This is a genomic window from Paraburkholderia sp. BL23I1N1, from assembly GCF_003610295.1.
Classification (GTDB): Bacteria; Pseudomonadota; Gammaproteobacteria; order Burkholderiales; family Burkholderiaceae; genus Paraburkholderia.
In genome coordinates, this window is record NZ_RAPV01000001.1 from 2,884,376 (window position 1) to 2,911,099 (window position 26,724).

The 26,724-nt window shown below is 62.9% G+C and carries 22 protein-coding genes and 1 pseudogene; 10 read left to right on the forward strand and 13 right to left on the reverse strand.

Annotated features, from left to right (window positions below; translation table 11 throughout):
• Nucleotides 1–11 precede the first annotated feature (11 nt).
• Both B0G76_RS13545 and B0G76_RS13550 read right to left on the reverse strand, forming a co-directional pair.
• Nucleotides 12–1,577: a methyl-accepting chemotaxis protein gene (locus tag B0G76_RS13545; protein ID WP_120292828.1), complete on the reverse strand. Its 1,566-nt coding sequence runs from the start codon at nucleotides 1,575–1,577 to the stop codon at nucleotides 12–14.
• A 230-nt stretch (nucleotides 1,578–1,807) separates the two neighbouring features.
• Complete coding sequence (locus B0G76_RS13550; RefSeq protein WP_120292830.1) at nucleotides 1,808–3,124, reverse strand: chloride channel protein; 1,317 nt, start codon at nucleotides 3,122–3,124, stop codon at nucleotides 1,808–1,810.
• 411 nt (nucleotides 3,125–3,535) lie between these two features.
• Here B0G76_RS13550 and B0G76_RS13555 point away from each other — a divergent pair, with 411 nt between their 5' ends.
• The 8 genes from B0G76_RS13555 (at nucleotide 3,536) to B0G76_RS13590 (ending at nucleotide 15,668) form a co-directional block, all read left to right on the forward strand.
• Nucleotides 3,536–4,756 carry an MFS transporter gene (locus B0G76_RS13555; protein WP_120292832.1) on the forward strand — a complete coding sequence of 407 codons (1,221 nt, stop codon included), beginning with the start codon at nucleotides 3,536–3,538 and terminating at the stop codon, nucleotides 4,754–4,756.
• 387 nt (nucleotides 4,757–5,143) lie between these two features.
• Nucleotides 5,144–6,013, forward strand: a complete 870-nt coding sequence (locus B0G76_RS13560; protein WP_120292834.1) for a TetR/AcrR family transcriptional regulator — start codon at nucleotides 5,144–5,146, stop codon at nucleotides 6,011–6,013.
• A gap of 299 nt (nucleotides 6,014–6,312) precedes the next feature.
• Complete coding sequence (locus tag B0G76_RS13565) at nucleotides 6,313–8,808, forward strand: acyl-CoA dehydrogenase (RefSeq protein WP_120292836.1); 2,496 nt, start codon at nucleotides 6,313–6,315, stop codon at nucleotides 8,806–8,808.
• Nucleotides 8,809–8,930: 122 nt separating this feature from the next.
• Nucleotides 8,931–10,343 (forward strand): 3-oxoacyl-ACP reductase, encoded by a 1,413-nt coding sequence (locus B0G76_RS13570; RefSeq protein ID WP_120292838.1) that lies wholly within the window; start codon nucleotides 8,931–8,933, stop codon nucleotides 10,341–10,343.
• Nucleotides 10,344–10,345: 2 nt separating this feature from the next.
• Nucleotides 10,346–11,266: a MaoC/PaaZ C-terminal domain-containing protein gene (locus tag B0G76_RS13575; RefSeq protein WP_120292840.1), complete on the forward strand. Its 921-nt coding sequence runs from the start codon at nucleotides 10,346–10,348 to the stop codon at nucleotides 11,264–11,266.
• A 180-nt stretch (nucleotides 11,267–11,446) separates the two neighbouring features.
• Entirely contained in the window at nucleotides 11,447–12,787 is a 1,341-nt protein-coding gene (locus B0G76_RS13580) for an acetyl-CoA C-acetyltransferase (RefSeq protein WP_120292842.1), read from the forward strand.
• The gene (locus B0G76_RS13585; RefSeq protein ID WP_120292844.1) at nucleotides 12,784–14,601 is read left to right on the forward strand and encodes an AMP-binding protein; all 1,818 of its coding nucleotides are present in this window, start codon (nucleotides 12,784–12,786) and stop codon (nucleotides 14,599–14,601) included. Before B0G76_RS13580 ends, B0G76_RS13585 begins: the two co-directional genes overlap by 4 nt.
• A gap of 47 nt (nucleotides 14,602–14,648) precedes the next feature.
• Nucleotides 14,649–15,668 (forward strand): DUF1571 domain-containing protein, encoded by a 1,020-nt coding sequence (locus tag B0G76_RS13590; protein ID WP_120292846.1) that lies wholly within the window; start codon nucleotides 14,649–14,651, stop codon nucleotides 15,666–15,668.
• Here B0G76_RS13590 and B0G76_RS13595 read toward each other — a convergent pair.
• The 5 genes from B0G76_RS13595 to B0G76_RS42865 all read right to left on the reverse strand — a co-directional run bounded on the left by B0G76_RS13595 (nucleotide 15,665) and on the right by B0G76_RS42865 (nucleotide 19,366).
• A complete protein-coding gene (locus B0G76_RS13595; RefSeq protein WP_120292848.1) occupies nucleotides 15,665–16,069 on the reverse strand; it encodes a hypothetical protein in 405 nt (134 codons plus the stop codon). The genes B0G76_RS13590 and B0G76_RS13595 overlap by 4 nt on opposite strands.
• A 4-nt stretch (nucleotides 16,070–16,073) precedes the next feature.
• Nucleotides 16,074–17,651, reverse strand: a complete 1,578-nt coding sequence (locus B0G76_RS13600; protein ID WP_120292850.1) for an FAD-binding oxidoreductase — start codon at nucleotides 17,649–17,651, stop codon at nucleotides 16,074–16,076.
• A gap of 147 nt (nucleotides 17,652–17,798) precedes the next feature.
• Nucleotides 17,799–18,665, reverse strand: coding sequence for an anti-sigma factor (locus B0G76_RS13605; RefSeq protein ID WP_120292852.1), 867 nt, complete (start codon nucleotides 18,663–18,665; stop codon nucleotides 17,799–17,801).
• Nucleotides 18,665–19,207, reverse strand: coding sequence for an RNA polymerase sigma factor (locus B0G76_RS13610; RefSeq protein ID WP_120292854.1), 543 nt, complete (start codon nucleotides 19,205–19,207; stop codon nucleotides 18,665–18,667). Before B0G76_RS13610 ends, B0G76_RS13605 begins: the two co-directional genes overlap by 1 nt.
• Nucleotides 19,208–19,222: 15 nt before the next feature.
• Nucleotides 19,223–19,366 (reverse strand): hypothetical protein, encoded by a 144-nt coding sequence (locus B0G76_RS42865; protein ID WP_183082044.1) that lies wholly within the window; start codon nucleotides 19,364–19,366, stop codon nucleotides 19,223–19,225.
• Nucleotides 19,367–19,728: 362 nt separating this feature from the next.
• Here B0G76_RS42865 and hfq point away from each other — a divergent pair, with 362 nt between their 5' ends.
• Nucleotides 19,729–20,223, forward strand: a complete 495-nt coding sequence (gene hfq / locus B0G76_RS13615) for an RNA chaperone Hfq (RefSeq protein WP_120292856.1) — start codon at nucleotides 19,729–19,731, stop codon at nucleotides 20,221–20,223.
• A 20-nt stretch (nucleotides 20,224–20,243) separates the two neighbouring features.
• Here hfq and B0G76_RS13620 read toward each other — a convergent pair.
• Nucleotides 20,244–20,472: pseudogene (locus B0G76_RS13620) on the reverse strand (hypothetical protein).
• Between the two features lie 331 nt (nucleotides 20,473–20,803).
• Here B0G76_RS13620 and B0G76_RS13625 point away from each other — a divergent pair.
• On the forward strand, nucleotides 20,804–20,992 hold the full coding sequence (locus tag B0G76_RS13625) for a hypothetical protein (RefSeq protein ID WP_120292860.1): 189 nt from the start codon (nucleotides 20,804–20,806) through the stop codon (nucleotides 20,990–20,992).
• Nucleotides 20,993–21,472: 480 nt separating this feature from the next.
• Here the strand turns inward: B0G76_RS13625 and B0G76_RS13630 are convergent, their stop codons facing one another.
• From B0G76_RS13630 to B0G76_RS13650, 5 genes are all read right to left on the reverse strand, one after another.
• Nucleotides 21,473–22,189, reverse strand: coding sequence for a DUF2968 domain-containing protein (locus tag B0G76_RS13630; protein WP_120292862.1), 717 nt, complete (start codon nucleotides 22,187–22,189; stop codon nucleotides 21,473–21,475).
• A gap of 47 nt (nucleotides 22,190–22,236) precedes the next feature.
• Nucleotides 22,237–23,628 (reverse strand): sigma 54-interacting transcriptional regulator, encoded by a 1,392-nt coding sequence (locus B0G76_RS13635; protein WP_120292864.1) that lies wholly within the window; start codon nucleotides 23,626–23,628, stop codon nucleotides 22,237–22,239.
• Nucleotides 23,629–23,643: 15 nt separating this feature from the next.
• Nucleotides 23,644–25,353 carry a TadG family pilus assembly protein gene (locus B0G76_RS13640; protein WP_120292866.1) on the reverse strand — a complete coding sequence of 570 codons (1,710 nt, stop codon included), beginning with the start codon at nucleotides 25,351–25,353 and terminating at the stop codon, nucleotides 23,644–23,646.
• Nucleotides 25,354–25,435: 82 nt separating this feature from the next.
• Nucleotides 25,436–25,792, reverse strand: a complete 357-nt coding sequence (locus tag B0G76_RS13645; protein ID WP_259460572.1) for a DUF3613 domain-containing protein — start codon at nucleotides 25,790–25,792, stop codon at nucleotides 25,436–25,438.
• 56 nt (nucleotides 25,793–25,848) lie between these two features.
• Entirely contained in the window at nucleotides 25,849–26,718 is an 870-nt protein-coding gene (locus B0G76_RS13650) for a tetratricopeptide repeat protein (RefSeq protein WP_120292868.1), read from the reverse strand.
• Nucleotides 26,719–26,724 lie beyond the last annotated feature (6 nt).

The window sequence follows — 26,724 nt, forward strand, 5'->3', positions numbered from 1 at the left end:
CCTGGAGCGTTTCATCGATTCGGCTCCTCCCGCAGACGGAACTGCGCGACCGCTTCGTTGAGCCGTGCGCTCTGATCCTCCAGCGAAAGCGCGACGGCCGACGCCTCCTCCACGAGCGCAGCATTGCGCTGCATCGTCTGCTCCATTTGCGTGACGGTTGCGTTGACCTGCTCGATGCCGGACGACTGCTCGTCGGACGCGATGCTGATTTCGCCCATGATCGTATTGACGCGCTCGACCGCGTTGACGAGCTCGGCCATCGTCGAGCCCGCCTGGGCGACGAAACCGCTGCCGTCCTTGACGCGGCGTGTCGAATCGCCGATCAGCTCCTTGATCTCTTTCGCCGCCGACGCGCTGCGCTGCGCGAGCCCGCGGACCTCGGTCGCGACCACCGCGAAGCCGCGGCCCTGCTCGCCGGCGCGCGCGGCTTCGACGGCCGCGTTTAGCGCGAGGATGTTGGTCTGGAACGCGATGCTCTCGATCACGCCGACGATGCCGGCGATCCGCGCGGCGCTTTCCGAGATCGCGGACATCGTCGCGACGACGCGCTGCATCGCCTGCCCGCCGCGCGACGCGATATCGGCTGCGCCCTCGACGTAGCTGCGCGCATCCCGCGCGTTGTCCGCGTTCTGGCGCACGGCCGCCGTCAGTTGCTCGACGCTCGCCGCGGCCTGCTGCAGCGACACGGATTGCTGCTCGGTTCGCGCGGACAGATCGACGTTGCCGCTCGCGATCGCGCGAACATCGCCTACGATCGTCTCCGTGCTCGCACGCACTTGCTTCACCGTTTCGGTAAGGCCCGCCTGCATCTGCTTCAACGCGTTCAGCAGATAGGCCATCTCATTCTCGCGAGCGACCACGACGGTGCCCGTCAGGTCGCCCTTCGCGATCCGGTCGAAGTGATCGACGGCGAGATCGATCGGCTCGACGATCGCCTTCGCAAGCGCACGCTGCGCGAAGAAGCCGACGACTAGCGCGAGCGCGGCTATCGCGCCCATCGCCCAGACAATCCTGTGAAAACGCGCGGCAGCCTCGTCGTAGCGAGCCTTCTCGCGGGCGACCTGGAAATTTTCGAGGGCGCCGATCGCGTCATGGTATGTCGCGAAGAGCACGGGCGGCGCAGTGCGCTGCGTGTCGAGGAAATTGAATACGTCGTCGCTATCGAGCTGGGACAGCGCCTTCAGGAAAAGCTGGTCGAGCAGAACCTGGCGGCTCTTCTGGAGCGTGTCGAAGAGAGCCTGCTCCTGCGCATCGCGAGCATGCAGGTGCGCGTATTCGTCCAGTTCGCCGTTGCTTTCCTTGAGAAGCGTGTGGAGTTGCGCGATCTCCTTCTTCGCGGGCTGACCGGCGCTGACGATTTGCGCGACGTCGCTAAAGCGCTCGCGCACAACGAGCATGCGCTCGGAGCTCGTCTTGAGGTGCAGCAGCGATGCCGTGTCGTCGCTGTACATCGCCTGGAGCGACGCATTGCCCGCGTAGAGACCGGCTATACACGCACCGACAACCAGGATGAGCAGCACGGTGTAACCGGCAATCGTCGCTGCGAGGCCGCCGCGGATGGTGAGCTGTTTTCGCATTAAGGCGCCTTTGGCCGGCGATCGAAACGCGGTCGGCGGCGGATGAGGTATCGGGTTCACGAACGACGAACGACAAACGCGTGCTCAGAGGGCACGGCGATCGTCAGCGGTGTGGACGAGATAACGACAAGGCGAGTGCGGAAGCTTTGTGCTTAAGCGACTTCGATACGATGGATTGCGACACAGCTTGCAAAAAAATTATTTGCACCCTCACGGCCGGTCTCCGAAGTTCAGGTCCGCAAATTAAAACCAAAACCAGACTGCATTGCCGGCACCCACTTCAGGCAAGCCTGAAAACTCAACACAGCGCCGCCGACGGCAAACAGAACCGGAATCAGAAAGTCGTGGCTCACCCGGGTAAATTCAAAGACGAGAACCACCGCCGTTATCGGCATCTGCATCGAAGCAGCCAGAAACGCCGCCGCACCGACAACGGCAAACGCGCCTAATGAAGCGCCCGGCCAAAACAGACTCCATGCCCCGCCGAGCACGATCGCCAGCAACGCGCCATTCGCGAGCCCCGGCGTCAACAAACCGCCTTCAGCACCCGCGCGCAAACTACTCACGGTAATCACCACCTTCAGCACCAGCAGCATGGCCGCGAGCGCGATCGTCAGGTTGCCGTCGAATGCCAGTCCCGCGGGTCCTTTGCCATTGCCGAGCAATTGCGGAAAGTGCATCGCCAGCACGCCGATGACCGCGAAGTTCAACAGCGACAACACCGGCAAACGCCAATCCTTCGGCGCCTGTGCACGCGCGCGCTTCGTCAGTTCCGTAAAACCCCATGCGGCAACACCGAAAATCGGCCCGCACACCACGGACCAGACCACCAGCGACATGCTCACCGTCAGCGACGGCACCAGATACTGATACTCGTCGCCCAGACCGGATTGCGCGACCAGCGCCGCCACCGCGGATGTCACGACGGCAGGCACCACTGCCTTCCAGCCGAACGTCCCCAGCAGGACCTCGAGCACGAATACCGCGCCGCCGAGCGGCACGTTATAGACGGCGGCCAGACCCGCGCCGGCGCCGCACGCAACCATGATGCGGCTCTGCTCGGCCGACAACCCCGCGCGTTGCGACAGCCACCCGGCGAGCGCCGAGCCAACCTCGCGCGGCGCGACTTCACGCCCGAGCGGCGAGCCGAGCGCCACCGTCACAATCTGCAGCACCGCATGCACGACGGTGCTCAGCACAGGCATGCGCGGATCGTCGGATTTGACGGCCTGCCGAATGCTCACGAGCGGCCGCCCGAAGCGATACAGCGACCACCAGCCGAGCCCTGCCACCAGTCCACACGTTGTCAGAACCAGCAGGCGACGCTCAGGCGCGGCGGCGGTGACGCCTTGCAGAAAACTCTCGCTGCCGATCACGTGCGTCATGCTGTAACCGTAGGCGAGGTGCTGAATGCCATGCAGCAGCAAGGCAAGCAACATGCCGCCGAGGCCGGCGCCAAGGCCGGTCAGCAGGGTGACCGCGGCCAATACGCCAAGCGGTTTTTGCCCGCGCCGCACAGGCGCTGAGGTGAGTGATTTGAGTGACATGGTGCGTCGGGACCGGCGGCATTAACAGGATGGCAGTCATCTTATTCCGCACCGCAACATGAATCAAATTGATTTTTCTGCTCGACTGATGCGTCGTACGCATATATGTCACGCGAAAGCTGGAAGTCGGATTGACCGGATAGCCGCTCGCCGCCACGGAATAAACATTACAAATTACAAACAGAATATCAAACACGATTAATACAATAATTACATTTACCAAACATTTTCCGCTTCGCGAAATTCAGCACGAAATTCGCCCCAGGGATTAACACGGATAAACGCGGGTTCAATCATGCAAGCGTTTAACACTCGGCGTACACTCGCTCGGAGCCCACAGCACAGGCCGAACGGGGCTGCAGAGCCGCCCGTTGTGAAACACGGGTTATTGGAGACTCAGGAGAACAATCAATGAGCTGGACACGGGAACAGAGAAACGTCACGATCGCCGCCTATCTGGGCTGGACTCTCGACGCATTCGATTTCTTTCTAATGGTGTTCGTATTGAAAGATATCGCGGCGGAGTTCAATACAAAAATCCCGACGGTCGCCTTCGGCATTACGCTGACCCTGGCGATGCGTCCACTCGGCGCATTGATTTTTGGCTGGCTCGCCGACAAATACGGCCGCCGTCCCACGCTGATGGTCAACATCGCGTGCTTCTCGCTGCTGGAATTGCTGTCCGGCTTTTCGCCCAACCTGACCACCCTGCTCGTGCTGCGCGCCCTGTTCGGCATCGCGATGGGCGGCGAATGGGGCGTGGGCGGCGCATTGACGATGGAAACCGTGCCGGCGAAGTCGCGCGGCATCGTCTCGGGTCTCCTGCAGGCCGGCTATCCGAGCGGCTACCTGCTCGCCTCGGTCGTGTTCGGGGTCTTCTACCAATACATCGGCTGGCGCGGCATGTTCTTCGTCGGCGTGCTGCCCGCGTTGCTGGTGCTGTATATCCGCGCGCACGTGCCGGAGTCACCGGCCTTCAAGACACTCGAGAAGAAAGAGCATCTGGGTCTCGTCGCCACGCTCAAGCAGAACATCGGGTTGTCGCTCTATGCAATCGTGCTGATGACCGCGTTCAACTTCTTCTCGCACGGATCGCAGGATCTGTATCCGACCTTCCTGCGCGTGCAGCATGGGTTCGACGCGCATACCGTGTCGTTGATCACGATCACGTTGAACATCGGCGCGATTTGCGGCGGCCTGTTCTTCGGCTATTTCTCGGAGAAGATCGGCCGTAAGCGCGCGATCTTCATCGCCGCCTTGATCGCCTTGCCGGTACTGCCGCTGTGGGCATTTTCGTCCACGCCCGTGCTGCTCGCGGCCGGCGCGTTCCTGATGCAGATCTCCGTGCAAGGCGCATGGGGAGTCATTCCGGTGCACCTGAACGAGATCTCGCCCGATGAAATTCGCGCGACGTTCCCGGGCCTCGTGTACCAGCTCGGCAATCTGATCGCGTCGGTGAACGGCCCGCTGCAGGCGAGCGCCGCCGAAGCACACGGCAACAACTACGCGCTGATCATGGCCGTCGTAATCGGTATCGTGGCGGTGGTGATCGCCGCGCTGATTCCGTTCAGCCGCGAACGCCGCGGCATCGACATGACGCAGTCGGCGAAACAGGTCGAAGCACGCGCCTGAGGAAGTCCCCTGGGATCGGGGGATTGGTAGACAGCTTTAAGCGTTCGAACTAAACGGCTTTTTCGCCGGCGCGTTATCGGGCACAATAGAAACAAAGGCGGCTCGAACCGCCGGCAAAAAAAGCAAGCGCAAGGCCAAACACAGGTAACAAGCAATACGAGGCCGTTCCGATTTCGATCGGAACGGCCTTTTTTATTTCCGCGCGGGTTGACGTGCCCGCTCGCATTGGAAAAACGGACCTTCGTCAGGTCTTCTAGAGGAGTTAGTCCACACAGAGCCCTTGATCGCAGTCCCAATCCTTCTTTATCCTGAAAAAAACGACTGTTTCAAATAGTCAATTGAATCGCTTGTTTGCGGGCCGGATGCCCGGCAACTGGGAGACGCAAAATGGCAGTTCGCACAACAGGCCGGCATGCCGGCGACACGAAGTCCCGCATCCTCGACGCCGCCGAAACACTCTTCATCGAATGCGGCTATGAGGCCATGTCGCTGCGCCAGATTACTTCGCGTGCCGAAGTGAATCTCGCGGCAGTCAACTATCACTTCGGCAGCAAGGAATCGCTGATTCACTCGATGCTGTCGCGCCGGCTCGACCGGCTCAACCAGGAGCGGCTCAAGCTGCTCGATCGCTTCGACGAAATGCTTGGCGCGCGGCTGACCTGCGAGCACGTGCTCGGCGCCATGTTCATTCCCGCGCTGCGGCTGTCGCGCGATCCGCGCGTTGGCGGCAAGGCGTTTCTGCGCTTGCTGGGGCGCGCTTATACGGATCCGTCCGCGTTTATTCGAGACTTTCTAAACGCGCATTACGAGTCGGTGGCGATACGCTTTTTCGACGCGTTCCAGCGTGCGCTACCGCATCTGCCGCGTGAAGAGCTCGGCTGGCGTCTGCACTTCGCCATCGGCGCGCTGTCCGGCGTGCTCGCCGGCACCGATACCGACAGCCTGATTTCCGAGTTCTCGCAGGGCAAGTCGATGAACGACCTGCAACTGATCGCGCGTCTCGCTTCGCTGATGGTAGCCGCGCTGAAAGCGCCCTTGCCTGACGGCTCGCAACTGGCCACATTCGCTGCCGTGCTCGGCGATGCAACCGAAGGCGGCCCGGAAAGCCCGATGGAATGCGCGACCCCGGCCGCGGATACGCAGCAGGTGTCGGGCGGGCTTGAAGCGTCGTCGCCGGAAGCCTCGGACGGTGAACGACACGGCGGCAACAACATGGAAGCGAGTTCGTTTCAGCCCGCGTTGCACGGCACGGCTTGAACCGGGGGCCGCGCGGGCGGCGCTGCCATAGACCGTCCGCGCGCAAACAAAACATCATGTGAATACCGCACACCCGAGCAGCACGTCTAAGTCCCGCACCTAAGCAACGTCACGCTGTCGAACTGCAAAGACGACACGAAAAACGAAGCAGGCGCGACTCGAAGCCGCCCAAGGCGACTTGAAACCGCTCCGAGCGCGCAGCGCAGCAGCAACACCGCCAGTTAGAAGACCAACAGAACGCGAGCCGTCCGCGACCCGTGGATGCGTTCGCACGCACCATCGAAACAGGAGGAAACGTCATGCCGTGGTTCATCCTAGTGCTCGTCATTGCCGCGCTCGCGCTCGTCTACGTTCAGGCGCGCGCTTCATGGTGGCTAGCCTTCATGATCGCCTGGGTGGCGGCCGCGCATGTCAGCGGAGCGGGTCTGGTAGCGACTGCAGCGCTCGCGATCGTTTTCGTCCTCCCTGCCCTCGTCCTCACGATCAAACCGCTGCGCCGTGCGTGGCTCACGAAGCCGGTGCTCGACGTCTTCCGCAAGATCCTGCCGGAAATGTCGCCGACCGAGCGCGACGCCATCGAAGCCGGCACCGTCTGGTGGGACGCCGAACTGTTCTCCGGACGTCCGCATTGGGACACCCTGCTCGGCTACGGCCCGGCTACGCTCACTGCCGAGGAACAATCGTTTCTCGATGTCGAATGCGAGCGTCTGTGCGATCTCGCGAACGACTGGGAAACCACCATGGTGTGGCAGGACCTGTCGCCGGAAACCTGGCAATACATCAAGGAACAAGGCTTTCTCGGCATGATCATTCCGAAGCGGTACGGCGGCAAGCAGTTCTCCGCGTACGCGCATTCGCAGGTCATCATGAAGCTCTCCACGCGCTGCTCGGCCGCCGCCGTTTCGGTGATGGTGCCGAACTCGCTCGGCCCCGCTGAACTGCTGATGCATTACGGCACCGAAGAGCAAAAGAATCACTATCTGCCGCGCCTCGCTCGCGGCGACGACATCCCCTGCTTTGCGTTGACGAGCCCTTATGCGGGTTCCGATGCGGCAGCGATTCCCGATGTCGGCATCGTCTGCAAAGGCACGTTTGAAGGCCGCGAAACGCTGGGCTTTCGCGTCACCTGGGACAAGCGCTATATCACGCTCGGACCGATCGCCACCGTGCTCGGCCTCGCGTTCCGCGCGCTCGATCCCGACCATCTGCTCGGCTCGAATGAAGAACCCGGTATCACCTGCGCGCTGATTCCGGCCGACCATCCAGGCGTCAACATCGGCCGCCGTCACTGGCCGCTGAACGCGGTGTTCCAGAACGGTCCGAACTCGGGCAAAGACGTTTTCATTCCGCTCGACTGGGTGATCGGCGGTCGCGCGCAAGTCGGCAACGGCTGGCGCATGCTGATGGAGTGTCTTGCGGCGGGCCGCGCGATTTCGCTGCCGTCGTCGAATGTGGGGATGGCGAAGATCGCCGTGCGCGGCACCGGCGCCTATGCCGCGATTCGCCGCCAGTTCCGCACCGCCGTCGGCAAGTTCGAAGGCGTGCAGGAAGCACTCGGCCGCATGGGCGGCAATCTCTATGTGATGGACGCCGCGCGCCGCCTGTCCGCGCATGCGGTGGACCTCGGCGAAAAACCCTCGGTGATTTCGGCGATCGCGAAGTATCACATCACCGAACGCGCCCGCATGGTCATCAACGACGGCATGGACGTCGCCGCCGGCAAGGGCATCTGCATGGGACCGTCGAACTTTCTCGCGCGCGCCTATCAGCAGGTGCCGATTGCGATCACCGTGGAAGGCGCGAACATCCTCACGCGTTGCCTGATCATCTTCGGCCAGGGTGCGATTCGCTGCCATCCGTATGTGCTGAAGGAAATGGCGGCCACGCGCGAGACGGATCGCGCCAAGGCGCTGCGCGATTTCGATGCGGCTTTCTTCTGCCACGTCAGCTTCACGCTCTCCAACGTTGTGCGCAGTTTTGTTTATGGCATCACGGGCGGCGCATTCATCGTCAGGCCGCGTACGGCGTACGCGCCGCTGCTGCCGTACTACCGCGCGGCGACCCGCATGTCGACCGCATTCGCGCTGCTCGCCGACGTCTCCATGTTCGTGCTCGGCGGCGATCTGAAACGGCGTGAGCGCATTTCCGGGCGTCTGGGCGACGTGCTTTCGCAGCTCTACCTGATCTCCGCGACGCTCAAACGTTTCGAAGACGAAGGCCGTCAGGAAGAAGATCTGCCGCTGGTGCGCTGGGGCGTCGAAGACTCGCTGTACAAGGCGCAACGCGCGCTCGACGGCGTGCTCGCGAACTACCCGAACCGCCTCGCCGCGGGTCTCGTGCGCGTACTGGCCTTCCCGTTCGGCCTGCCATATCGCGAGCCGTCCGATAGCCTCGGCACCGAGATCGCTGAACTGATGCAAACGCCGGGTGCGGCGCGCAACCGCCTCGTGTCCGACTCGTACGTGCCGCATCCGGATGTCGATGCGCTCGGCTACGGCGAACTCGTGTTCGAGCTGAACCCGCGCTTCACGCAGATCGACCAGAAACTGCGTGAAGCGGTCAAACAAGGCCTGCTCGAACCGATGCCGCAGAGCCTGCCGCAACTGGCCGCATGGACCGAAGTGGCCGAGCAGAAAGGCCTGATCGATGCCGACGATCGCCGCGTGCTGGAAGACTACGCGCGGTACGGCGCGCAAGTCGTTCAGGTCGACGACTTCCCGCCCGATTTCGACATGCTCGCCCATTTGCAAAAGCGTAAGGATATGCTCGAAAAAGCGTTGGAACTCGCGGCCTGAGTGCCTTTAAAAAAACATCCCGGCGGGGCACACTCAGATGCCCCAAACTGGGTGCACACTGACACACGTTCGACGTCCCCCGGGGACTTCCTTCGACCGTGGCCAGCGGAGCAACGAAAAAAATGAACGACTCTTATCTGAACTTCGTCAATTCGCCATTCGGCGCGCGCCTTGCGCGCTCGTTAGGCCTACCGAAACCCGAGGTACTGCGCCGCTATCGCGCGGACCAGCCCGAGTTCGACGGCCTGATCGCGATCGGCGCGGGTCGCGAGCCGCATCTGCTTGATGCGCTCGCGAGTCTCGTCGCGAGCATCGGCATGACCAGCGTGGCGCATGAAAGCGCGGGGCTGTGGGTGCCGCTCGCAAATCGCCATGGTCTGATGACGGGCCGTTTCGAGGCGGCGGAGTCCGGTTCGCACGGCAAGCTCACTGCCCTGCTATTCGATGCAAGCGGTATCGAAGACAGCAGCCAGCTCGAACCGCTGCACGCATTCTTCCACGATACGTTGCGCTCGCTCGGCAAGTGCGGCCGCATCGTTGTACTGGGTCGGCCGCCGGAAGCCTGCGCGACGCCGCGCCAATGGACGGCCCAGCGCGCGCTCGAAGGCCTCACGCGTTCGCTCGGCAAGGAAGCGCGGCGCGGCATTACCGCGAATCTCGTCTACGTGGAGCAAGGCGCCGAGAACGGTATCGAAGCGACGTTGCGATTCTTTCTATCGCCGCGCTCCGCTTATGTGTCGGGCCAGGTGGTACGCATCGGCGTGCGGGCCGGCGCCGATGCCGTGCCGGCGTTCGACTGGCATCAGCCGCTAGCTGGCCGACGTGCCGTGGTCACCGGCGCCGCGCGCGGGATCGGCGCGTCGATTGCGAGCGTGCTCGCTGCGGAAGGCGCGCACGTCATCGGCATCGACATCCCGTCGGCGCGCGAGGCGCTCGACGCGACCATGCGCCAGTTGAACGGCACCGCCCTCGCCTTCGACATCGCCGCGCCTGAAGCGCCCGCGCAGATCGCCGCGGCGCTCGACGAACAGGGCGTGGATATCGTCGTGCACAACGCGGGCATCACTAAAGACAAAACCATCGCGAAGATGACCGACGCGGCGTGGCAGAGCGTGATCGACATCAACCTGTCCGCGCAGGAACGGATCGACGACGCCCTGCTCGCGGCGGGCATCTTGCGCGACGGCGGCCGCATTATCGGCGTGTCGTCGATCAGCGGCATTGCCGGCAATCTCGGCCAGACCAATTACGCCGCTTCAAAAGCCGGCGTGATCGGCCGGGTGCAAAGCATGGCGCCGCATCTACGTGCGCGCGGCATCACGATCAACACGGTCGCGCCGGGCTTTATCGAAACGCAGATGACCGCGAAGATTCCGCTGACCATCCGCGAGGCCGGCCGCCGGATGAATTCAATGAGCCAGGGCGGCCAGCCGGTGGACGTCGCCCAGACCATCGCGTGGCTCGCGCATCCGGGATCGGCGGGCGTGAGCGGCCAGATCGTGCGTGTGTGCGGACAAAGCCTGATTGGAGCGTGAGCATGGCTGAGCCGGGTGATCCGTTCACGAGTGATCATAGAGCGAGCGCGGTCCGTCCGAGGACCGTCGTCATCGACCAGTTGCCCGCGCCGGCGAAGCTGTATGGGCGCGCGTTGTCCGGCATCATCAAACCCGGGCGCGACGCGCAGCTGCCGGCATTGCGCCTCGTGCGTCCCGCCGTGGCGCTCGATGCCGGGCCGGTCTGGCGTTATGCGCGGGTCTGCGGCTTCATCCCCGAGCACGGTGTGCCGCTCACGTATCCGCATCTGCTGGCCTTCCCGCTGCATCTGCTGATGCTGACCGACCCGGCGTTTCCCTGGCCGGCGCTCGGCCTCGTGCATCTGGCGAACCACGTGCGCCTGCGCCGGCCGCTTGCTTATAAGGACATGTTGCGCGTCGAGGTGGAATTCGGCGCGCTGCTGCGTCACGACAAGGGCCAGGCGTTCGTGCTGCATACCCGCATGTACCGCCGCGGCGAAGCGGTATGGGACGGCGACAGCGTCTATCTGAAACGCGACGTGCCGGCGCGCGGCAGTCCGCTCGATCCGCTGGAACTCGGGCACGACGCACTGGAGCGCATCTCGCGCTGGCAACTGCCGCCGCAACTGGGCCGCGATTACGCGAGCGTGTCCGGCGACTACAACCCGATTCACCTGACTGCGCTGTCCGCGAAAGCATTCGGCTTTCCGCGCGCGATTGCACATGGCATGTGGACGCTGGCGCGCGCCGCCTCCGCGCTGCAACCGCCGAAACCGCTCGCCGAAGCCACGCTCTCCGCCGAATTCAAATTACCGATGCTGCTGCCGGGCGAGGCATCGCTGTGGAGCGCGTCGCCCTCGCTGATCGAGCGCGACATCGAAGTACGCGATATCGCTGGAGAAAAGCCGCATTTGCGCGGCCGCATGCAGTGGAGGTTGTTATGAGGCAAACGCACGCACCCGCACGCGCATGCCCGTTTTCGTCACCGCATGGAATTGAAGCCGCCTGAAAATCGTTGTTGAGCTAACAGAACCGTCGACGCAACGAAGCCTTAATTGTCATTCGCATCGATCGCTTGATTCGCACCATTGAATAACCAGGGAACGACCCAAAAGGAGCCGAGCATGTCCAACCCGCAGCCCGCCGTGCGCCGCGTCGCCATTATCGGCGGCAACCGGATTCCGTTTGCCCGCTCGAACACCGCCTACGCGACCGCGTCGAATCAGGACATGCTGACCTTCACGCTGCAAGGCCTGATCGACCGCTACAACCTGCATGGCGAACGGCTGGGCGAAGTGGCGGCCGGCGCGGTCATCAAACACTCGCGCGATTTCAATCTGACGCGCGAATCCGTGCTGTCCACCACACTTGCGAAAGAAACACCGGCCTACGACGTGCAGCAGGCCTGCGGAACCGGGCTGGAAGCGGCCATTCTCGTTGCCAACAAAATCGCCCTCGGGCAGATCGAGGTGGGTATCGCGGGCGGCGTCGACACGACATCCGACGCACCGATCGGCGTCAACGAGCGCATGCGCAAGATCCTGCTCGAAGCGAATCGCGGCAAGAGCACCGGCCAGCGCGTCGGCGCGCTGGCCAAACTGCGGCCGGGCATGTTTTTCAAGCCGCTTTTGCCGCGCAACGGCGAACCGCGCACTGGCCTTTCAATGGGCGAGCATTGCGAACTGATGGCCAAGCGCTGGAACATCTCGCGCGAAGCGCAGGACGTGCTCGCTTACGACAGCCACCGCAAGCTCACCGAAGCGTATGCGCGCGGCTTCGTCAACGATCTGATGACACCGTACCGTGGCCTTGCGCGCGACAACAATCTGCGCGCCGATCTGACGCTCGAAAAACTCTCCGGCCTGAAGCCGGTATTCGACCGCGACGCGGGCACGCTGACCGCCGGCAATTCGACGCCGCTAACGGATGGCGCTTCCGCCGTGCTGCTTGCAAGCGAAGAATGGGCGGCCAGGCACGGACTGCCGGTGCTGGCGTATTTAAGCTGGTCCGAAACCGCCGCCGTCGACTTTTTCGACAAGAAAGAAGGCCTGCTGATGGCGCCCGCTTATGCCGTGCCGCGCATGCTGGCGCGCGCGGGGCTCGCCTTGCAGGACTTCGATCTATACGAAATTCACGAAGCCTTCGCCGCGCAGGTGTTGTGCACGCTGGCGGCATGGCAGGATGACGAATATTGCCGCACGCAGCTCGGTTTGCCCGGGCCGCTCGGCGCGATCGATCGGGCAAAATTGAATGTGAACGGCAGCTCGCTCGCTACCGGCCATCCGTTTGCCGCCACGGGTGGCCGCATCGTCGCCGGACTCGCGAAAATGCTCGCGCAACTCGACAAGCCGGCCGGCACCGCACGCGGACTGATTTCGATTTGTGCGGCGGGCGGCCAGGGCGTGGTAGCCATTCTGGAACGCACACAAACAGATGAAACCCTTGCTTCAGGAGACGACCGATGACCCAGCCCACGAAAGCCCCGCTCTCGCCCGCCGCCGGAAACGCACCGCTCGCGAACGTAGCGGACCCGATGCCCGGTCAGATGCCTGGTCAAGCAGCGAATCGCGCGCCCAACACCGACGGCATCTGGTACGCGTCGTATCCGTCAGACGTACCGCGTGAGATCGACGTCAACCAGTACGAATCGCTCGTGCAGTTCTTCGACGAATGCATCGCGCAGTTCCGCGAGCGCGTGGCGTATGTGAGCGTGGGCGCGAACATGACGTATGGCGAACTGGGCCGCAAGGCGGCTGCGTTCGCGGCGTATCTGCAAAGCATCGGCGTGAAGCCCGGCGAACGCGTCGCGATCATGCTGCCGAACACGTTTCAGTATCCGGTGTCGCTGTTCGGCGTACTCAAGGCCGGCGGCGTGGTGGTCAACGTCAATCCCCTCTACACGGTGCGCGAGCTTGCGCATCAGCTGAAGGACAGCGGCGCGCAAACCATCATCGTGTTCGAGAACTTCGCCAAGACTGTTGAAGACGCGCTGCCGGGCACCAAGGTGCAGAACGTGATCGTGACGGGCCTCGGCGATCTGCTCGCCGACGGCCTGAATCTGAAGGGACGCCTGCTCAATTTCATGCTGCGCCACGTGAAGAAGATGGTGCCGAAGTACAACCTGCCGAAAGCGGTGCCGCTTCTCGAAGCGCTCGCGATCGGCTACACGCGGCCGCTAACACCCGTGCGCCCCACTCACAACGATATCGCCTTCCTGCAATACACCGGCGGGACCACCGGCGTCGCCAAAGGGGCGATGCTTACGCACAGGAACATCATCGCCAACCTGTTGCAGGCGAAGGCGTGGTCCGAAGGCCAATTGAGCGGCGAGATCGAAACGGTGCTCACGCCGCTGCCGCTTTATCACATCTATTCGCTGACGGTGAACGCGCTGATTTTCATGGGGCTCGGCGGGCGCAATATCCTGATCGCCAATCCGCGCGATATGAAGCGCGTGATGATGATCATCCGTCACGAGAAATTCACCGGCATGACGGCGGTAAACACGCTCTACAACGCATTTCTCGACAACGAAGAGTTCTGCAAGCGCGACTTCTCGAACCTGAAGCTCGCGATGGCCGGCGGCATGGCCACGCAGAAATCGGTCGCCGATCGCTTCAAGGCGGTCACCGGCAAGCCCATCATTGAAGGCTATGGGCTGACCGAGTGCTCGCCAATCGTGTCGATGAATCCGGTGGACCTGAGCAATATACGCGACTTCGAAGGCTCGATCGGCTTGCCCGCGCCGTCCACGCAAGTGCGCTTCAAGAAAGACGACGGCACGTGGGCGAACATCGGCGAAGCGGGCGAACTGTGCGTGAAGGGGCCGCAGGTAATGAAAGGCTACTGGAATCGCCCAGAAGAAACCGCCAAGGTGATCGACGACGACGGCTGGCTCGCCACCGGCGACATCGGCGTGATGGATTCGCGCGGCTTCATCCGTCTGATCGACCGGAAGAAAGACATGATCCTGGTGTCGGGCTTCAACGTCTATCCGAACGAAATCGAAGACGTGATCGCCACGCTTCCGGATGTGCGCGAAGTCGCCGCAATCGGCGTGCCCGACGAGGCGCAAGGCGAACGGGTGAAGGTGTTCATCGTCAAGCGCAATCCGTCGCTGACCGTGGAACAGGTGATCGCCCACTGCCGCAAGAATCTTACGGGTTACAAGGTGCCGAAGCTCGTCGAGTTTCGCGACGAGCTGCCGCAAACCAATGTCGGCAAGATTCTGCGCCGTGCGCTGCGCGACGAGGAACTCGCGAAGCAAAAACCTGCCTGAGAGGCAAGGCGTTCGATATCGCGCCGGCTATCCTTTCGGAGAGATTCATGAAGCACAGCATGTCCGCACGCTCGCGCCGCTCACCGGTATTCATGCGCCTCGCCCGTTGTTTTTCGTCGGAGAGCGCAACATTGCGTACGTCCCTGACTGCTTCATCACGCGGACTCGTGATTGGTGCGCTAATAGCCGGCGCTGCCGCAGTGGCAACAGCGCCGGCATTCGCGCAGAACGACGACACGCCACCCGCGCTCGAGACCGCCGCCGCCAACGTCGTAAAGGCGCCCACCACGTCGTCCTCGCAGGTCGGCAAGCTCACGCTCGATCAGCAGGTGAAGTGGCTGCGCGCCGCGCAACAAAGCGGCGCCATGGAGAAGCTCGACGACGCGCAACTGGTCGCCCTGTTCCAGTCGCTCGATCCGCTGGCGCTGCCGCGTTACATCAAGGAAGGGCCGAACGGTTACCCGTCATACGAGTTCGTCATGTCGCGCTCGGAACGCATTCACGGCCAGTGGCCCGACAAACCGGACCACATGCTGGTACGCATCGCCCACGATCCGCTGCGAATCTACGCGAAGTGGCTGCCCGACGGCGCGCACGCCGGCCAGGAAAGCATCTACGACGAATCCAAACGCACCGACGAAATGTATGGCCACCTGGGCGGCATCATGAATGTGATGCCGGTGTGGACCTCGCTAAGGGGCGCCCTCGCCCGCGCACAGTCGAACCACCAGGTGCGCGATCTCGGCACCGAGTACATTGCCAATGAGTACCTCATTGAAGGCAGGAAATACATTGAAGCCGGACTGCCTCGCTCGACTCAGGTGGAAGTGAAAACGGTCGACGGCGTGCGAGTGGTGGCCTTCACCTTCGAAGCGCCGAATGGCCAGCCACAGTTCTATGCGAAGAAAGAAACGCTCGGGCTCGATCTGCGGCATCCGTATTTCCGCACGGTCGAGTCTTTTGACAACGACAGCAAGATCTTCGAGAAGATCGTCTTCGAAAGCATTACGCCGAGAACCTTCGACGACTCGACCTTCGATCCGAAGAACAAAGCCTATAAGTTCTAGCGGTTCTGGCGGACCAGGCGTGGCGTCAGCGCGAAGGCGACATGCGCGATGGGGCCCGCGCCTTGCTCGTAGCTGTGCTCGATCATGCGCGTTGCACGGGTGGCAAGTTGCCTGAGCACGAAGTAATCGGATGCGCGGGTGAGGCCGATCAGCGACGCAGGCGCTTGCGTGAGACGCGGCGCCAGCGTCGTATACCAGAGCATGCCGATGTCATCGCCGGCTTCGAACACAGGCAGCTTCATGTGTGCGACGTAGCCGGCGAACGCGGGGCCGCCCGCGAGGGAGGAATCGATCACGGCGAGCGTGTCCTGGCGAGCGGCCGCATGCGCGAGCCATGGCCACGCGCCACCTGCCGCGGTCGAAAACCATGCGCCGGTCATCATGAATGCGCGCCGGTCCATGGCTTCACGTGTAACCCCGCCGGTCGCGCCACGCCGCCGGCCAGATCCCCTGCTTACCCGGCGCGAGGATGCCGTTCGGGTCGAGCGCGTCCTTGATCGTTTCCGAAAGCCGCAGCAACGCGCCATCGTTGAAACTGTACTGCGCCGCGGCGAAATCCATATACGCGAGATGCGCGCGATATTCGCCGTAACCCGCGGCGCGCGCATCGCTCATAAGCGAACGCAGTAATGCGCCGGCCTGCTCGACCTGATTCGCGTCGTCGCGGTCGAAAATCGCCGCGAAAATGTGATGCAGATGACGCACGCCAGCCGTAAAACCGCCGTAGTAATCGAAGCCGTATTCCGCCGCGCGCGTCTTCACCATGGTGTATTGGCGCAGCGCGTCGCGCCCGGTCGCCGGGCACACCGGTGCGAAGTCCACGTGCGCGCCCGCGCCGCCGCGCCAGTCGAGCATGCGGAACGCGCTCATCGCGGGGATGCCGGCCATATTGCGATCGCCGCCTGCGGTGGGTTGCGCATCGCCTGCATAGCGAGCCGCCGAAAATTTCGCCTGCGGCACGCGGGCGAATACGCGCTGCACGATCGCATTGCGTGCGTCGATCGATTCAGGCGTACCGTATAGCGCGAAATGCAGATTCCAGCGACCCACGTTCAGCTTGTCGAGCATCGCCGCCACCGCGTTCTCGGGCATCGCGCCTTTGCCTTCGTACCACTGCTGACGTGCCGACAGTCCCGCGGCCCGGCGCAAACCGCCTTCGATCACCGCGTGATTGCGGATCGTTTCATCGAGCCGCAACGGCCGCAGGATTTCGACAATCGCTTCGAGATCCGCTTCGTGTCGAAACTGGATTTCGCCGAGCAGATACGCGGGCGGCGCCGGCATCAGCCAGACACCGAGCTTGGTGACGATGCCGTAATTCGACTGCATGAACATCGCGTCGAAGGACGGCCCGTAGCCCGGTTGATACAGTTGCCACGCGGTGCCGATTTCGATGCCGCCCATGCCGGTGCGCAGTACGTCACCGTTGGCGAGCACGACTTCCATGCCGCACTGCGCCGCCGCGTGGTCGCCGTACGCGGTATAGCCGAAGCCCCGCTCGAGCGTATTGCCGACCACGCTGCCCCAACCCGCCGCCGGCGGATCGACCCACAGTTTGTAGCCTTTCTCGCGCAGATGCGCGTAGAGATCGAAATAGCTAACGCCCGGTTCGACTAGCGCGTAAGCGAGTGTCTCGTTCACTTCGATGACGCGGTTCATCCGCTGCAGGTCGAGCACCACCGAACCCGCCAGCCGCGGCGCGGCGCCACCGTACGCGAAGTTGCGTCCGGTCGAGACGGTCCACAACGGAATCCGGAATTGATTGGCAATCCGCAACACCGCGCGAATTTCCTCGACGGATGCGGGCAGCAGCGCGGCGGACGCAGAGAACGCTTCGCGCTCGCCGGGCGCGAACGGATCGAGATACGCGGCGAGCCCGGCGGCCGAGGTCACGACTTGCGGCTCACCGACAATCGAGCGCCAGCCGGCGAGCGCGCGATCGAACGCGGCGGCGGAAACTTCCGGCGGCAAGCTGCGCGTCAAGGTGGCTCCTTTGCTGCACGGGCGGTGCATAGGCACAGACACGCTACACCGAAACACAGCCTCGTGCCGAACCGATAAAGAGTCAGCATGATTTCGCCGCCGCCACGCGCCGGCATTGCGACTCGCAACAATCCGGCGCTTTCCGCGCTACTGCCAGGTTTCCGGTTTGCCGCCGAGCGCGCTGCACACCTCGATCGCAATCGAGCGCAGCTTGTCTTCGGCAATCGGCCCGGACAGCGCGTAGCCCATGCGGTCGCTCACCCAGTAGAAGGTTCGGCGGTTACCGTCGCGGAACAGGCGGAACGCGGTTTCGTCGCGAGAAATACCCGTGATGTACAGCGTGAGCCGTGCGCCGCTGCTATTTTCGTACATGAACTGCGCGGCCGGCCCCGCTTCACCGGGCAGCAAACGCCCCCCGACCAGCGAGTAACCGTACTCCTGCAACAACGGCACCGAAAGCGGCCGGTTCAGGCGCTTGGACAGCCAGCTGACCAGATGCTCTTCCTCGTTCGCGGCGACCTCGACGGGATGACGCCGCTCGGGCGTGTACACCGCATAGGCGATGTCGGCGCGCTCGGCAAAGCTCGGCGGCTGGCCGCCCAGACCGTTCCACGCGCCGCCCGTCAGCCGCGGAGCGAGCGGTCCCAAAGCGAGCGCGAGACCCGCGCCGGCCGCGAGCCAGCACGCCGCAAGGCCGACGCGTTGCCACCATGGTGTCGGCCGCCGCACTACGATGAAGGCCGGCTCGTCGGTATCGCTCGGCCCCTGGCTCCCCGTGCTTTCGCGGAACTCATTGCGCTCGCCCTGCTCGTTGCGCTGAGGCGCACCGTACAGCGCCCGCAGCGCCGCTTTCTGCGCGCGCCACGCAGCCACTCTCGCGGCAGCCTGCGGTTGCTGCGCCAGTTCGGCCTCAACTTCGGCGCGCGCCGCAGCCGGCAACTCGCCGTCGACATACGCCGACAGCGCTCGCAGATCGGGCCCCTCAGGCAAGCTGGATTCGTGGTCGTTATTCATCACGGATTTCTCACTACTTTCAGCGGAGGTACCTTACGCGCCAACCCCGCAGCGCCCCCTTCGACCGGGCCCTCCGTCATCAGCACGCGCATGTGTTCCCGCGCGCGCGACAGCCGCGACATCACTGTGCCGATCGGCACACCGAGCGCTTTCGACGCTTCCTGATAAGACAGTTCCTCCACGCAAACGAGCAGCAGCACTTCCCGTTGCTCGACCGGCAGGCAATACAGCGCGCGCTGCAGATCGCGCAACACCAGACCGTCGACTTCGCCATGCGGCGCTTCGAGATTGCGCCACGGCGCGCTTTCGTCGTCGACGGCAATCTCGCGGCGGCCGCGCAGCTGATCGATGTAAAGATGCCGCAGGATCGTCAGGAGCCACGCACGCAGGTTGCTGTTCGGACGGAACGCCGACGAGCGCGCGAGCGCGCGCTCCGCCGTATCCTGCACGAGGTCGTCGGCCCAGGCCCGGTCGCCCGTCAGTGCGCGCGCGTAGCGACGCAACTGCGGGAGCCACGAGATTACTTCCGCTTCGAAACTCACCCGGCGTGGCAACGCTCAGTAGCCGCCGCCACTGCCTGAGCCACCGCTGGTGCTTGAAGCGCCGCTGTCGGTCGCGGAGGTGCAGGCGCTCGTGGCGAGCGAGCCTAGCGCGAGCGCGAGCAGCACGAATGCGGCGGAAAGAATCCGGGATACTTTCATAGTGAGTCTCCTGATGAGCGCCCGGCTGGCGTCTGCGAGCCGGGAATCCGATTGGCCACGACCGGCAACGTGCAAAATGCAGCGCTGCCATGTCTGAAATAACGCGAGCGGGCTGTGATTTATTCCACGCGCGGCAGCGTCAGGCCCCTTCTTTTTCCGCCACCCGCATCCGGCGTGCTCAAACGTGGCCGAAGAAGACGCTATTCGTACGCAGATTCGTAACTCAACGTTACAGTCAATAGTTATCAGATGCTTATGTCCGCGCAAGCCGTTATAGTGGACGCAGTTCGGCCGCCGACGCGTTCCGCCCCCACACAGGGTAGAATCGCGGCGAACAACCGTTTTACTAACTTGAATTGTCCATGGCTTCCGCAGAATCGCATCCGCAAAACGATTTCATGAACGCTGCGCGCAAAGAACGAAAGCGCGTCGAGATCTACCTTGTCAACGGCATTCGCCTGACAGGGTGCATCGAGTCGTTCGATCAGTACCTGGTGATGCTGCGCACGCCTGTCGGCCTGCAAGGCATCTACAAGCGCGCGATCTCAACGATCCAGCTCGACACCGGCACGCGTCCGGCGCCGCGCGCCGGGCGGCCTTCGCACGGCGAGCACACCACGCGCGGCCCGCACGGTTCGCGTGAACCGCGCGAACATCGTGAGACCCGCGAACCGCGCGAGTCGTACGGTGCGCCGGCCTCGGATCGCCCTGCGTCCGATCGTAGCAGCAGCACGTCCGACGGGCCAGTGGTCGTCACACGCCGCCGGCGTCTGTTCGGCACGGGCGGCGGCGACGGTGGCAACCATGGCGGCGGCAATCATGGTGGCAACGGCGGCACCAGCGGCGGCAACGAATAAAGCACCGCCGCGGCGGCCGGCTACTCCGACGGATAGCCGAGCCGCTGCAAAATCTTCTCTAGTCGCATCACCTGCAAGTCCGTCAGCTCGAATCCGCATTTGACCGCCAGCACGCGGCGCCGCCAGTACACGGCGTCAAGCATGCGTAGCGCCGGTTGCCGTGTCGCCCAATCCAGATGTTCCAGTTCGGCTTCCACTACGTGTGAGGCGTTTGAAGCGCTGCGCGCGTGCAGGGTTTTTTCGGTCCATGTTGGTCGCTGCCTTGTTGTTCGCTACTTTTTGTTTGCTCCCCTCCTGAGCCTGGATGTTGCCCGTTCACGGTGTGCCGTGGTGTGTGCCAGCTGGTTTGGCCGGAGTTGTTTTTGTTCTCAGGCGACACTCGGAGAACGACTTGATGCGGGATGGTTTTAACGTTTGCTTTTTTCTTCGTAGTTTTCTGGTTTGATTTTTGGGCGTTTGCGCCTTGGGGTGTGAAGGAAATGCTTACGGTGTGAGGGCTTTGGCCGTTCGGCTGATGTTCGTCCTTGTCCGCTTTGCGCTATGCTGAACTGACAGCTTTCTTCTTCTATCGGAGCATGTCATGACCAAGCAGAAGCAACAGGTACCTCGCCCGAAGGAAACGCCACAGTCCGCTGAGTCCGTGGAGAGTCGGCTCGATGAGGCTCTCGAGGAAAGCTTTCCTGCAAGTGATCCGATCGCTGTTGATGTGGGGGGGCCGCGGCGCTTGCCAGTTGAAGATGAGTCTTCGGGGCGGAAGAAGCCGCATTGATGGTGAGGGGTTTTTTGGCCTTGCGCGGCGGTTTTTTTGGTTTGCCCTCGGGGTTGGCCTTTCCTTGTTTTCTTAGTGGTCTATTAGCGTCGCCCCTGTGCGGGGCGGCACTTACTTTCTTTGCCGCCGCAAAGAAAGATAAGCAAAGAAAGCGGCTCAAACCGCTAATTCTTAAGCGGGTCCCCCGCGCAGCCACGGTGGTGGTGCATCTGGAATCCGAGTTCTCGCACCTTCCGCGTCAGTGACAAAGGCGTCATTCGATCCTACTCTGCACTGCGTGCGTCGCGGATAGGTGTGCGTGGGAAATCGGGGGGTGGGGGTGGCCGCTTGGCGGCTGGGATACTGGGGAAATCGGTTTTTTTACTGCGGAGGGTGACTTGCGTTTTTAAACGGCTTGTACCTCCAATGGGTAAATGGGGCGGGCGGCGCTTTCGGCGCCGTGTTCCGCCCTCCCATCTTCCGGTCTTCCCGCTGTCGCGCTTAGTGCGACGGCAGGCCGGTTTCCAGTTGACGCTGCAGTTCGCGAACCTGGCGCTGCGCGGCGCGCAGCTGGTCTTGTGCGGCAGCCTTCTGCTGCGCCAGCGCCGTTGCTTCGGCTCGGGTCTGCTGCTGCTGATTCGTGACAATCGTCTGCTGCTGATGCGCGATGTCGAGGTCGGCCTGCAAGCGGTTTGCACGGTCCTGTGACAACGCGATCATGCGCTCCGTGAAGGCCTTCTGCGCCTCCAGTTGCGTGCGGCGAATCTCGACGTCCGACAGCTGCAGCGTCTGACGAACAAAATCCTTGTAGATCATGTCGGCACGCGTGGCGTCCTGCGTCTTGATCACACGCCAGAAGTTCTTCTGCTGGAACAACGCCACGTAGTACGTCATCTCCTTGCCATAAAACAGCAAGCTCGCTCCGTAACTACCGTTGTACGTCGTGCGCAATTCGCTCAGATCCGAGCCGCGGATCATCTGCTGCAATTCCGCCACATTCCCCGCAGCGGATTGCTTGGCCTCGTCCGGCGTCAACGCACTCGTCTGCGCCTGTCCAGCCACTGAATTGGCCGGCAACGCCGTCGTCGTGCCCGGCTGGGAAACAACGCCAGCACTCGACCCGCTATCCGGCAGAGCCTGCGCACCCGCGCCCTGCACGGCCCCCATCGCGATCAATGCAGCCAGGGCAATCTGCCGTAGTTTCGACTTTCGGTCCATGTAAATCCTGCTCGAACAGTTTTTGTTTTAGTACAACCGTCTCATTATTACTCACTTTCGCGCGTTTCGGGCTCTTCGTCAAAAATTTGGTACTTGCGCATCTTCTCCCACAAAACCTTGCGGCTGATGCCCAGATAAAGTGCCGTGTCCTGACGACGCCAACCGTTTGCGTCGAGCGCGGCCAGCACGCGATTGCGCTCGGCCATGTCCCATTTGCTGCGGTCCACCAGCACCTCGGCGGCGCTCTCGGCGGGCACCGGCTGGGTGGTGCGCGCAAGCGCGAGCAGCCGCTGCAGGCGCGCCGCGTCCCACGCGCCGATCTGACGCACCGTCACGCCGATCCGCTCGGCCAGGTTGCGCAGCTCGCGCACATTGCCGGGGAAATACGTGTCGGCCACCGCGTCGGCGAGCCAGTACGGCAGATCCGGTAACGCGGCGAGTCGCTCGTTGCCGACGATCTGCGCGATGAACGCCTTGAAGATCGCAATCTTGTCGACCGCGCCCCGCTCTTCGAGTGACGGAATCTTCAACTCGATCACTGCAAGCCGATAGTAAAGATCGGCGCGGAAGGTGCCGTCCTTGACCAGTTGCGGCAGATGTTTGTTGGTCGCCGCCACCAGCCGGAAATCGAGCTTCACCGGCGTGGCCGAACCGATTCGCGTGACCGCGCTGTCTTCGAGCACGCGCAGTAGCTTGACCTGCTGGTAGAGCGGCAGGTCGCCGATTTCGTCGAGGAACAGCGTGCCGCCGTCGGACTGTTCGAAGTAGCCCTTGTGCGCGACCACCGCGCCCGTAAACGAGCCTTTCGAGTGGCCGAAGAACAGCGATTCGAACAGACCGTCCGGAATCGCCCCGCAGTTCACCGCGACGAACGGCCCCTGGCCGTAGCGGGTATGTTTTTCGTGCAGCAATTGCGCGATGCGCTCCTTGCCGACGCCGGTTTCGCCGTGCACCAGCACGCTCGTGTCGCAGTCGGCAAACGTGTCGACTTCGTGCAGCAGCGCCTGCATGCACTCCGAGTTGGCGATCATCGCATCCGACTCGTGCGTCTTGGCGCTGTGCGCGCGCAGTTGCAACACCAGCTTCATGACCATGCCGCGCAGTTCGGCGCAGGTGAAGTCGAGCGGCAGGATGTGCGAATAGTCGGACGGGTAAGTCGCTGGGTCATGGTCGCGCGGCGCGGCGCCGACCCACACGACGGGAATGCCGTGCGCGGCCTGCCAGTCGCGCATGAGCAGCGCGCCGCTGTCGATCACCGAGACGCTTATGATCGCGAGCGACGGCCGCAGCGCCGTCCGTTCAGGCGAGATCGCGATATCGTCCGCGCGGATCACTTCGACGTCGAAGCTCGCCATGCAGCGCGCGACCCGGTCGACGATGTCGGCCTTGCCCTCCCAGACGTAGATATCGAGTTCCTCGATTTTGGGGTTGGTTCTCATCTTGTCTTGGTTACGCTAGTTGACCAGTTGCGAGACGCCGCATGTCAGCGACATATTGTGGACCGTGGCGGTGCCGACTTGTACGCCTAACAGCGAGAGTGTAGGGACGAGCACGGTGTCGAGGAGGTTGAACACGGGCTGCAGCAGCGGTGTTAAGGCTGTCGTCACGAGCGAGAGAATCGAAGTCGTGAGACCGGACAGATCGTAAGAGCCGAGCGAAATGTGCAAAGCCCCTGGCAACTGCGTAAATAACGCCGTGGTCAACGCTGCACCATCGCTGCCGATCGCGTTGGAATTGGCGCTCTTGCTCACGTCGAAGCTGCCCGAAGAGCCGTCGAAGACCAGTGGCGTCGAACCGGGCGTGAGCGGCAACGGTCCAATGCCGTTCAATACGATGCTCGCGACATTACCCAATAACACCACCGAGATCGTCGCGATATTGACGGATCCGCCGCCGGACGCATTGGCGCCGAGGCAAATCGATGCAATGCTCGGCTTAACCTGAATCGTGGCGTTGGTAGCCGCCTTGGTGCTTTCGCAATCGACCGAACTCAGTCCCGCCGTGCCTTGTGCGACCGTCAATGTCAGCACTAACGGCGTGCTGAGCGCTGATATTGAGACAATGCCCAGATTCAACGGAGGCAATGTCACCGGCATTAAATTGATGGTCGCGTTGACCGCCGCCGTGCTCGCCTGCGTGCGGTACACGGCATTCGCTCCCGTGCCTACCGTACCGCCCTCGCCCACCGCCAGCACCGGCGGATGGATGATCTGCAACGAAATACCCGCCACACCGGCCAGGCCTGCCGTCACGTTGATCACTGGCGCAACGCCGGTAGTTGGGTCCGGACGCTCCGCGATCTGCGCGGCAACCATCAACGCATCGAACGCATTGATCGTCGCTGTCGCTGCGGCATTCGGATTGGCGAGTCCGAGCGCCAGTAGCCCAGGCGCGGACGTACCGCCATCGCCGACGGTTATGTCCTGACCGCCAGGAATCGCAACGACCAGCGTTCGCAGAATCGCCGCGTTGACGGTATCGCCGCCGGCTTGCAGCGCATTGGCCATCGCGACCATCAGGTTCTGGTAAGTCACAGTGGTCGCGAGCAGGCCCTGCATCGACGATGCGCCGAGCGCCACCATCAGATCCGAAAGCTTGATATGTGCCGTCGCGAGACTTTGCGTATCGCCGATACTCAGCGATACGCTAGTCTTCAGCAAGCCACCCAGGATCGCGTTCAGCAGTGCCGATTGTTGCGTGTTGATCGTGGCGATGCCGGTACCGAGCGAGAACGCATCGATATTGGAGGCCAGCGCGGTGGCCGTCGCAGTCACGTTACGCGCCGGTCCGAGGAACAAAAATGGCACTTGCTGCGCGACCTTGACCTGCACTGCGTTGAGCGGATTACCGCTCGTGCCGAAATAAGTGCTGGTACTGGTATCCCAACGCCCACACGTAGTCGTAAGCGTTTTGGTGGATCCATCGGCAGTGAATCCATTGGCCGTCGCATTCTGCTGCGCGACGGTCGTTACCGTCGCGCAACCTGCCGGACTGCTGATCACCTGTACACCGGCCATCGCCGCCAGATCCGCCGTGCGCTGCAACTGCCGGCGCGCATAGTACGTATTGCCGACATCGAGTGCGCCCAGCGCCGCGAGCGCCAGGCTCAGGAAGATCGCGGCCATCACCGCGGCCGCTCCATGCTGCCGGCGCAGCACAAGCATGCCTGCGCCGCCGGCACGACGTGCGTAGCCCGCACGCGTCCTTCGTCTGGCTAGGATCACTGAAGATTGACGTCCGGGCATGTCATCGCTCACCGCTACTGCCGCTCGAACCGGAACTGAATTGCGAGCCGGTGGTGCCGCTGCCGTTGCCGCCAGAACCTAACGCTGACTCGTAAAGATCGGGAATCTTGCTCTTGAACGATTCCAGATAGCGACGATATGCAAGGCCCGCTTCCGCACCCAGCATCGGCAGCGCCGGCGCAGCTTCCGCGTTGCTGCTCTGCAGACTGATCCAGGCACGTGCCGAATGACCGATTTCGCTCGCAGCCGGCGCCGTCTCCATTGATGTGCTGGTCTGAGCAAGTGCCACGTCGGCCAAGCCCGCGGTCAAGCCGAACGCGAGCCCTGCACTCATGACAATACGTGCCACTGAATCCATGCAACCCCGTTCCATCTGTTTGTTTTTCATATCCCGTCCCCTGATTGCGCCGTTGCTCATTGCGCAAACCGCTGCAATAAGCGCGGTGCCGGCTCGATCCCCTGCACGCTCGCGATGGCGCCGGCCGGTCCACCTGACTGCTGGACCGCCGGCGCTGAAGATTGCGATTGCGTGCGTTCCGCCACGGCCACCTTGGCCGCGTCGCCGCGAATCGCCGCGCGCACTTCGGGCGCCAGCTTCTGCTGATTCATCACCGCCAGCGCCTGCGCCTGCTCACCGTTGGCAAGCAGAAACAGGACGAGATTGCTGACGATCTTCGGATTGTTCTGATCAAGTTGAGCCGCCTGCATCAGCGGCACGCGCGCGCCGCTTACATCGCCGTTGCGCATGCGTGCATAGCCAAGATCTGACAAAGTCACCGCATCGGTCGGCGCGAGTTGCGCCGACTGCTCCAACTCCTGCGCGGCGCGCGCGAAATCGCCCGCCCCGCCGGCGAGCAAACCGAGGCCGCGATAACCCCGCGCCGCCAACGGTGTCTTCAGCAATTGTGTATATGCGGTCGCGGCGGCCGCCGGTTGAGCGGTCATACGCAGCGCGTCAGCGCGCAGCAGAATCGTGTCTGGCGTCACGCTGTATTGCTTTTCATAGGCGTCGATATGCGCGAGCGACGCGTAGTAAAGTCCCTGCGACTGCATCTGATCGATCAGCCCGAGATACATGCCCGGCGTATCCGGCGCAGGGTCGCGGTTGGCCTGCTGGGCGAGCGCCGCGCGCTCGGCTTGCGGGCCCACGCCATACCCGAGATCCTTCGACGCGCACCCGCCAAGCCACATCGACACCACCAACGACACAGATAACAAAGCCGCCACGCGCACGCCTCGTGGCTTGATGCACTTCTGGTATTCGATCGAAAAACTGTGAGTCATTGCAAA

Excerpts from the sequence above, each read along its gene's own strand:
- B0G76_RS13545 (WP_120292828.1), bottom strand. The coding sequence starts at position 1,577 with ATGCGAAAACAGCTCACCATCCGCGGCGGCCTCGCAGCGACGATTGCC.
- B0G76_RS13550 (WP_120292830.1), bottom strand. The coding sequence starts at position 3,124 with ATGTCACTCAAATCACTCACCTCAGCGCCTGTGCGGCGCGGGCAAAAA.
- B0G76_RS13555 (WP_120292832.1), top strand. The coding sequence starts at position 3,536 with ATGAGCTGGACACGGGAACAGAGAAACGTCACGATCGCCGCCTATCTG.
- B0G76_RS13560 (WP_120292834.1), top strand. The coding sequence starts at position 5,144 with ATGGCAGTTCGCACAACAGGCCGGCATGCCGGCGACACGAAGTCCCGC.
- B0G76_RS13565 (WP_120292836.1), top strand. The coding sequence starts at position 6,313 with ATGCCGTGGTTCATCCTAGTGCTCGTCATTGCCGCGCTCGCGCTCGTC.
- B0G76_RS13570 (WP_120292838.1), top strand. The coding sequence starts at position 8,931 with ATGAACGACTCTTATCTGAACTTCGTCAATTCGCCATTCGGCGCGCGC.
- B0G76_RS13575 (WP_120292840.1), top strand. The coding sequence starts at position 10,346 with ATGGCTGAGCCGGGTGATCCGTTCACGAGTGATCATAGAGCGAGCGCG.
- B0G76_RS13580 (WP_120292842.1), top strand. The coding sequence starts at position 11,447 with ATGTCCAACCCGCAGCCCGCCGTGCGCCGCGTCGCCATTATCGGCGGC.
- B0G76_RS13585 (WP_120292844.1), top strand. The coding sequence starts at position 12,784 with ATGACCCAGCCCACGAAAGCCCCGCTCTCGCCCGCCGCCGGAAACGCA.
- B0G76_RS13590 (WP_120292846.1), top strand. The coding sequence starts at position 14,649 with ATGAAGCACAGCATGTCCGCACGCTCGCGCCGCTCACCGGTATTCATG.
- B0G76_RS13595 (WP_120292848.1), bottom strand. The coding sequence starts at position 16,069 with ATGGACCGGCGCGCATTCATGATGACCGGCGCATGGTTTTCGACCGCG.
- B0G76_RS13605 (WP_120292852.1), bottom strand. The coding sequence starts at position 18,665 with ATGAATAACGACCACGAATCCAGCTTGCCTGAGGGGCCCGATCTGCGA.
- B0G76_RS42865 (WP_183082044.1), bottom strand. The coding sequence starts at position 19,366 with ATGAAAGTATCCCGGATTCTTTCCGCCGCATTCGTGCTGCTCGCGCTC.
- hfq (WP_120292856.1), top strand. The coding sequence starts at position 19,729 with ATGGCTTCCGCAGAATCGCATCCGCAAAACGATTTCATGAACGCTGCG.
- B0G76_RS13625 (WP_120292860.1), top strand. The coding sequence starts at position 20,804 with ATGACCAAGCAGAAGCAACAGGTACCTCGCCCGAAGGAAACGCCACAG.
- B0G76_RS13630 (WP_120292862.1), bottom strand. The coding sequence starts at position 22,189 with ATGGACCGAAAGTCGAAACTACGGCAGATTGCCCTGGCTGCATTGATC.
- B0G76_RS13635 (WP_120292864.1), bottom strand. The coding sequence starts at position 23,628 with ATGAGAACCAACCCCAAAATCGAGGAACTCGATATCTACGTCTGGGAG.
- B0G76_RS13640 (WP_120292866.1), bottom strand. The coding sequence starts at position 25,353 with ATGCTTGTGCTGCGCCGGCAGCATGGAGCGGCCGCGGTGATGGCCGCG.
- B0G76_RS13645 (WP_259460572.1), bottom strand. The coding sequence starts at position 25,792 with ATGGATTCAGTGGCACGTATTGTCATGAGTGCAGGGCTCGCGTTCGGC.
- B0G76_RS13650 (WP_120292868.1), bottom strand. The coding sequence starts at position 26,718 with ATGACTCACAGTTTTTCGATCGAATACCAGAAGTGCATCAAGCCACGA.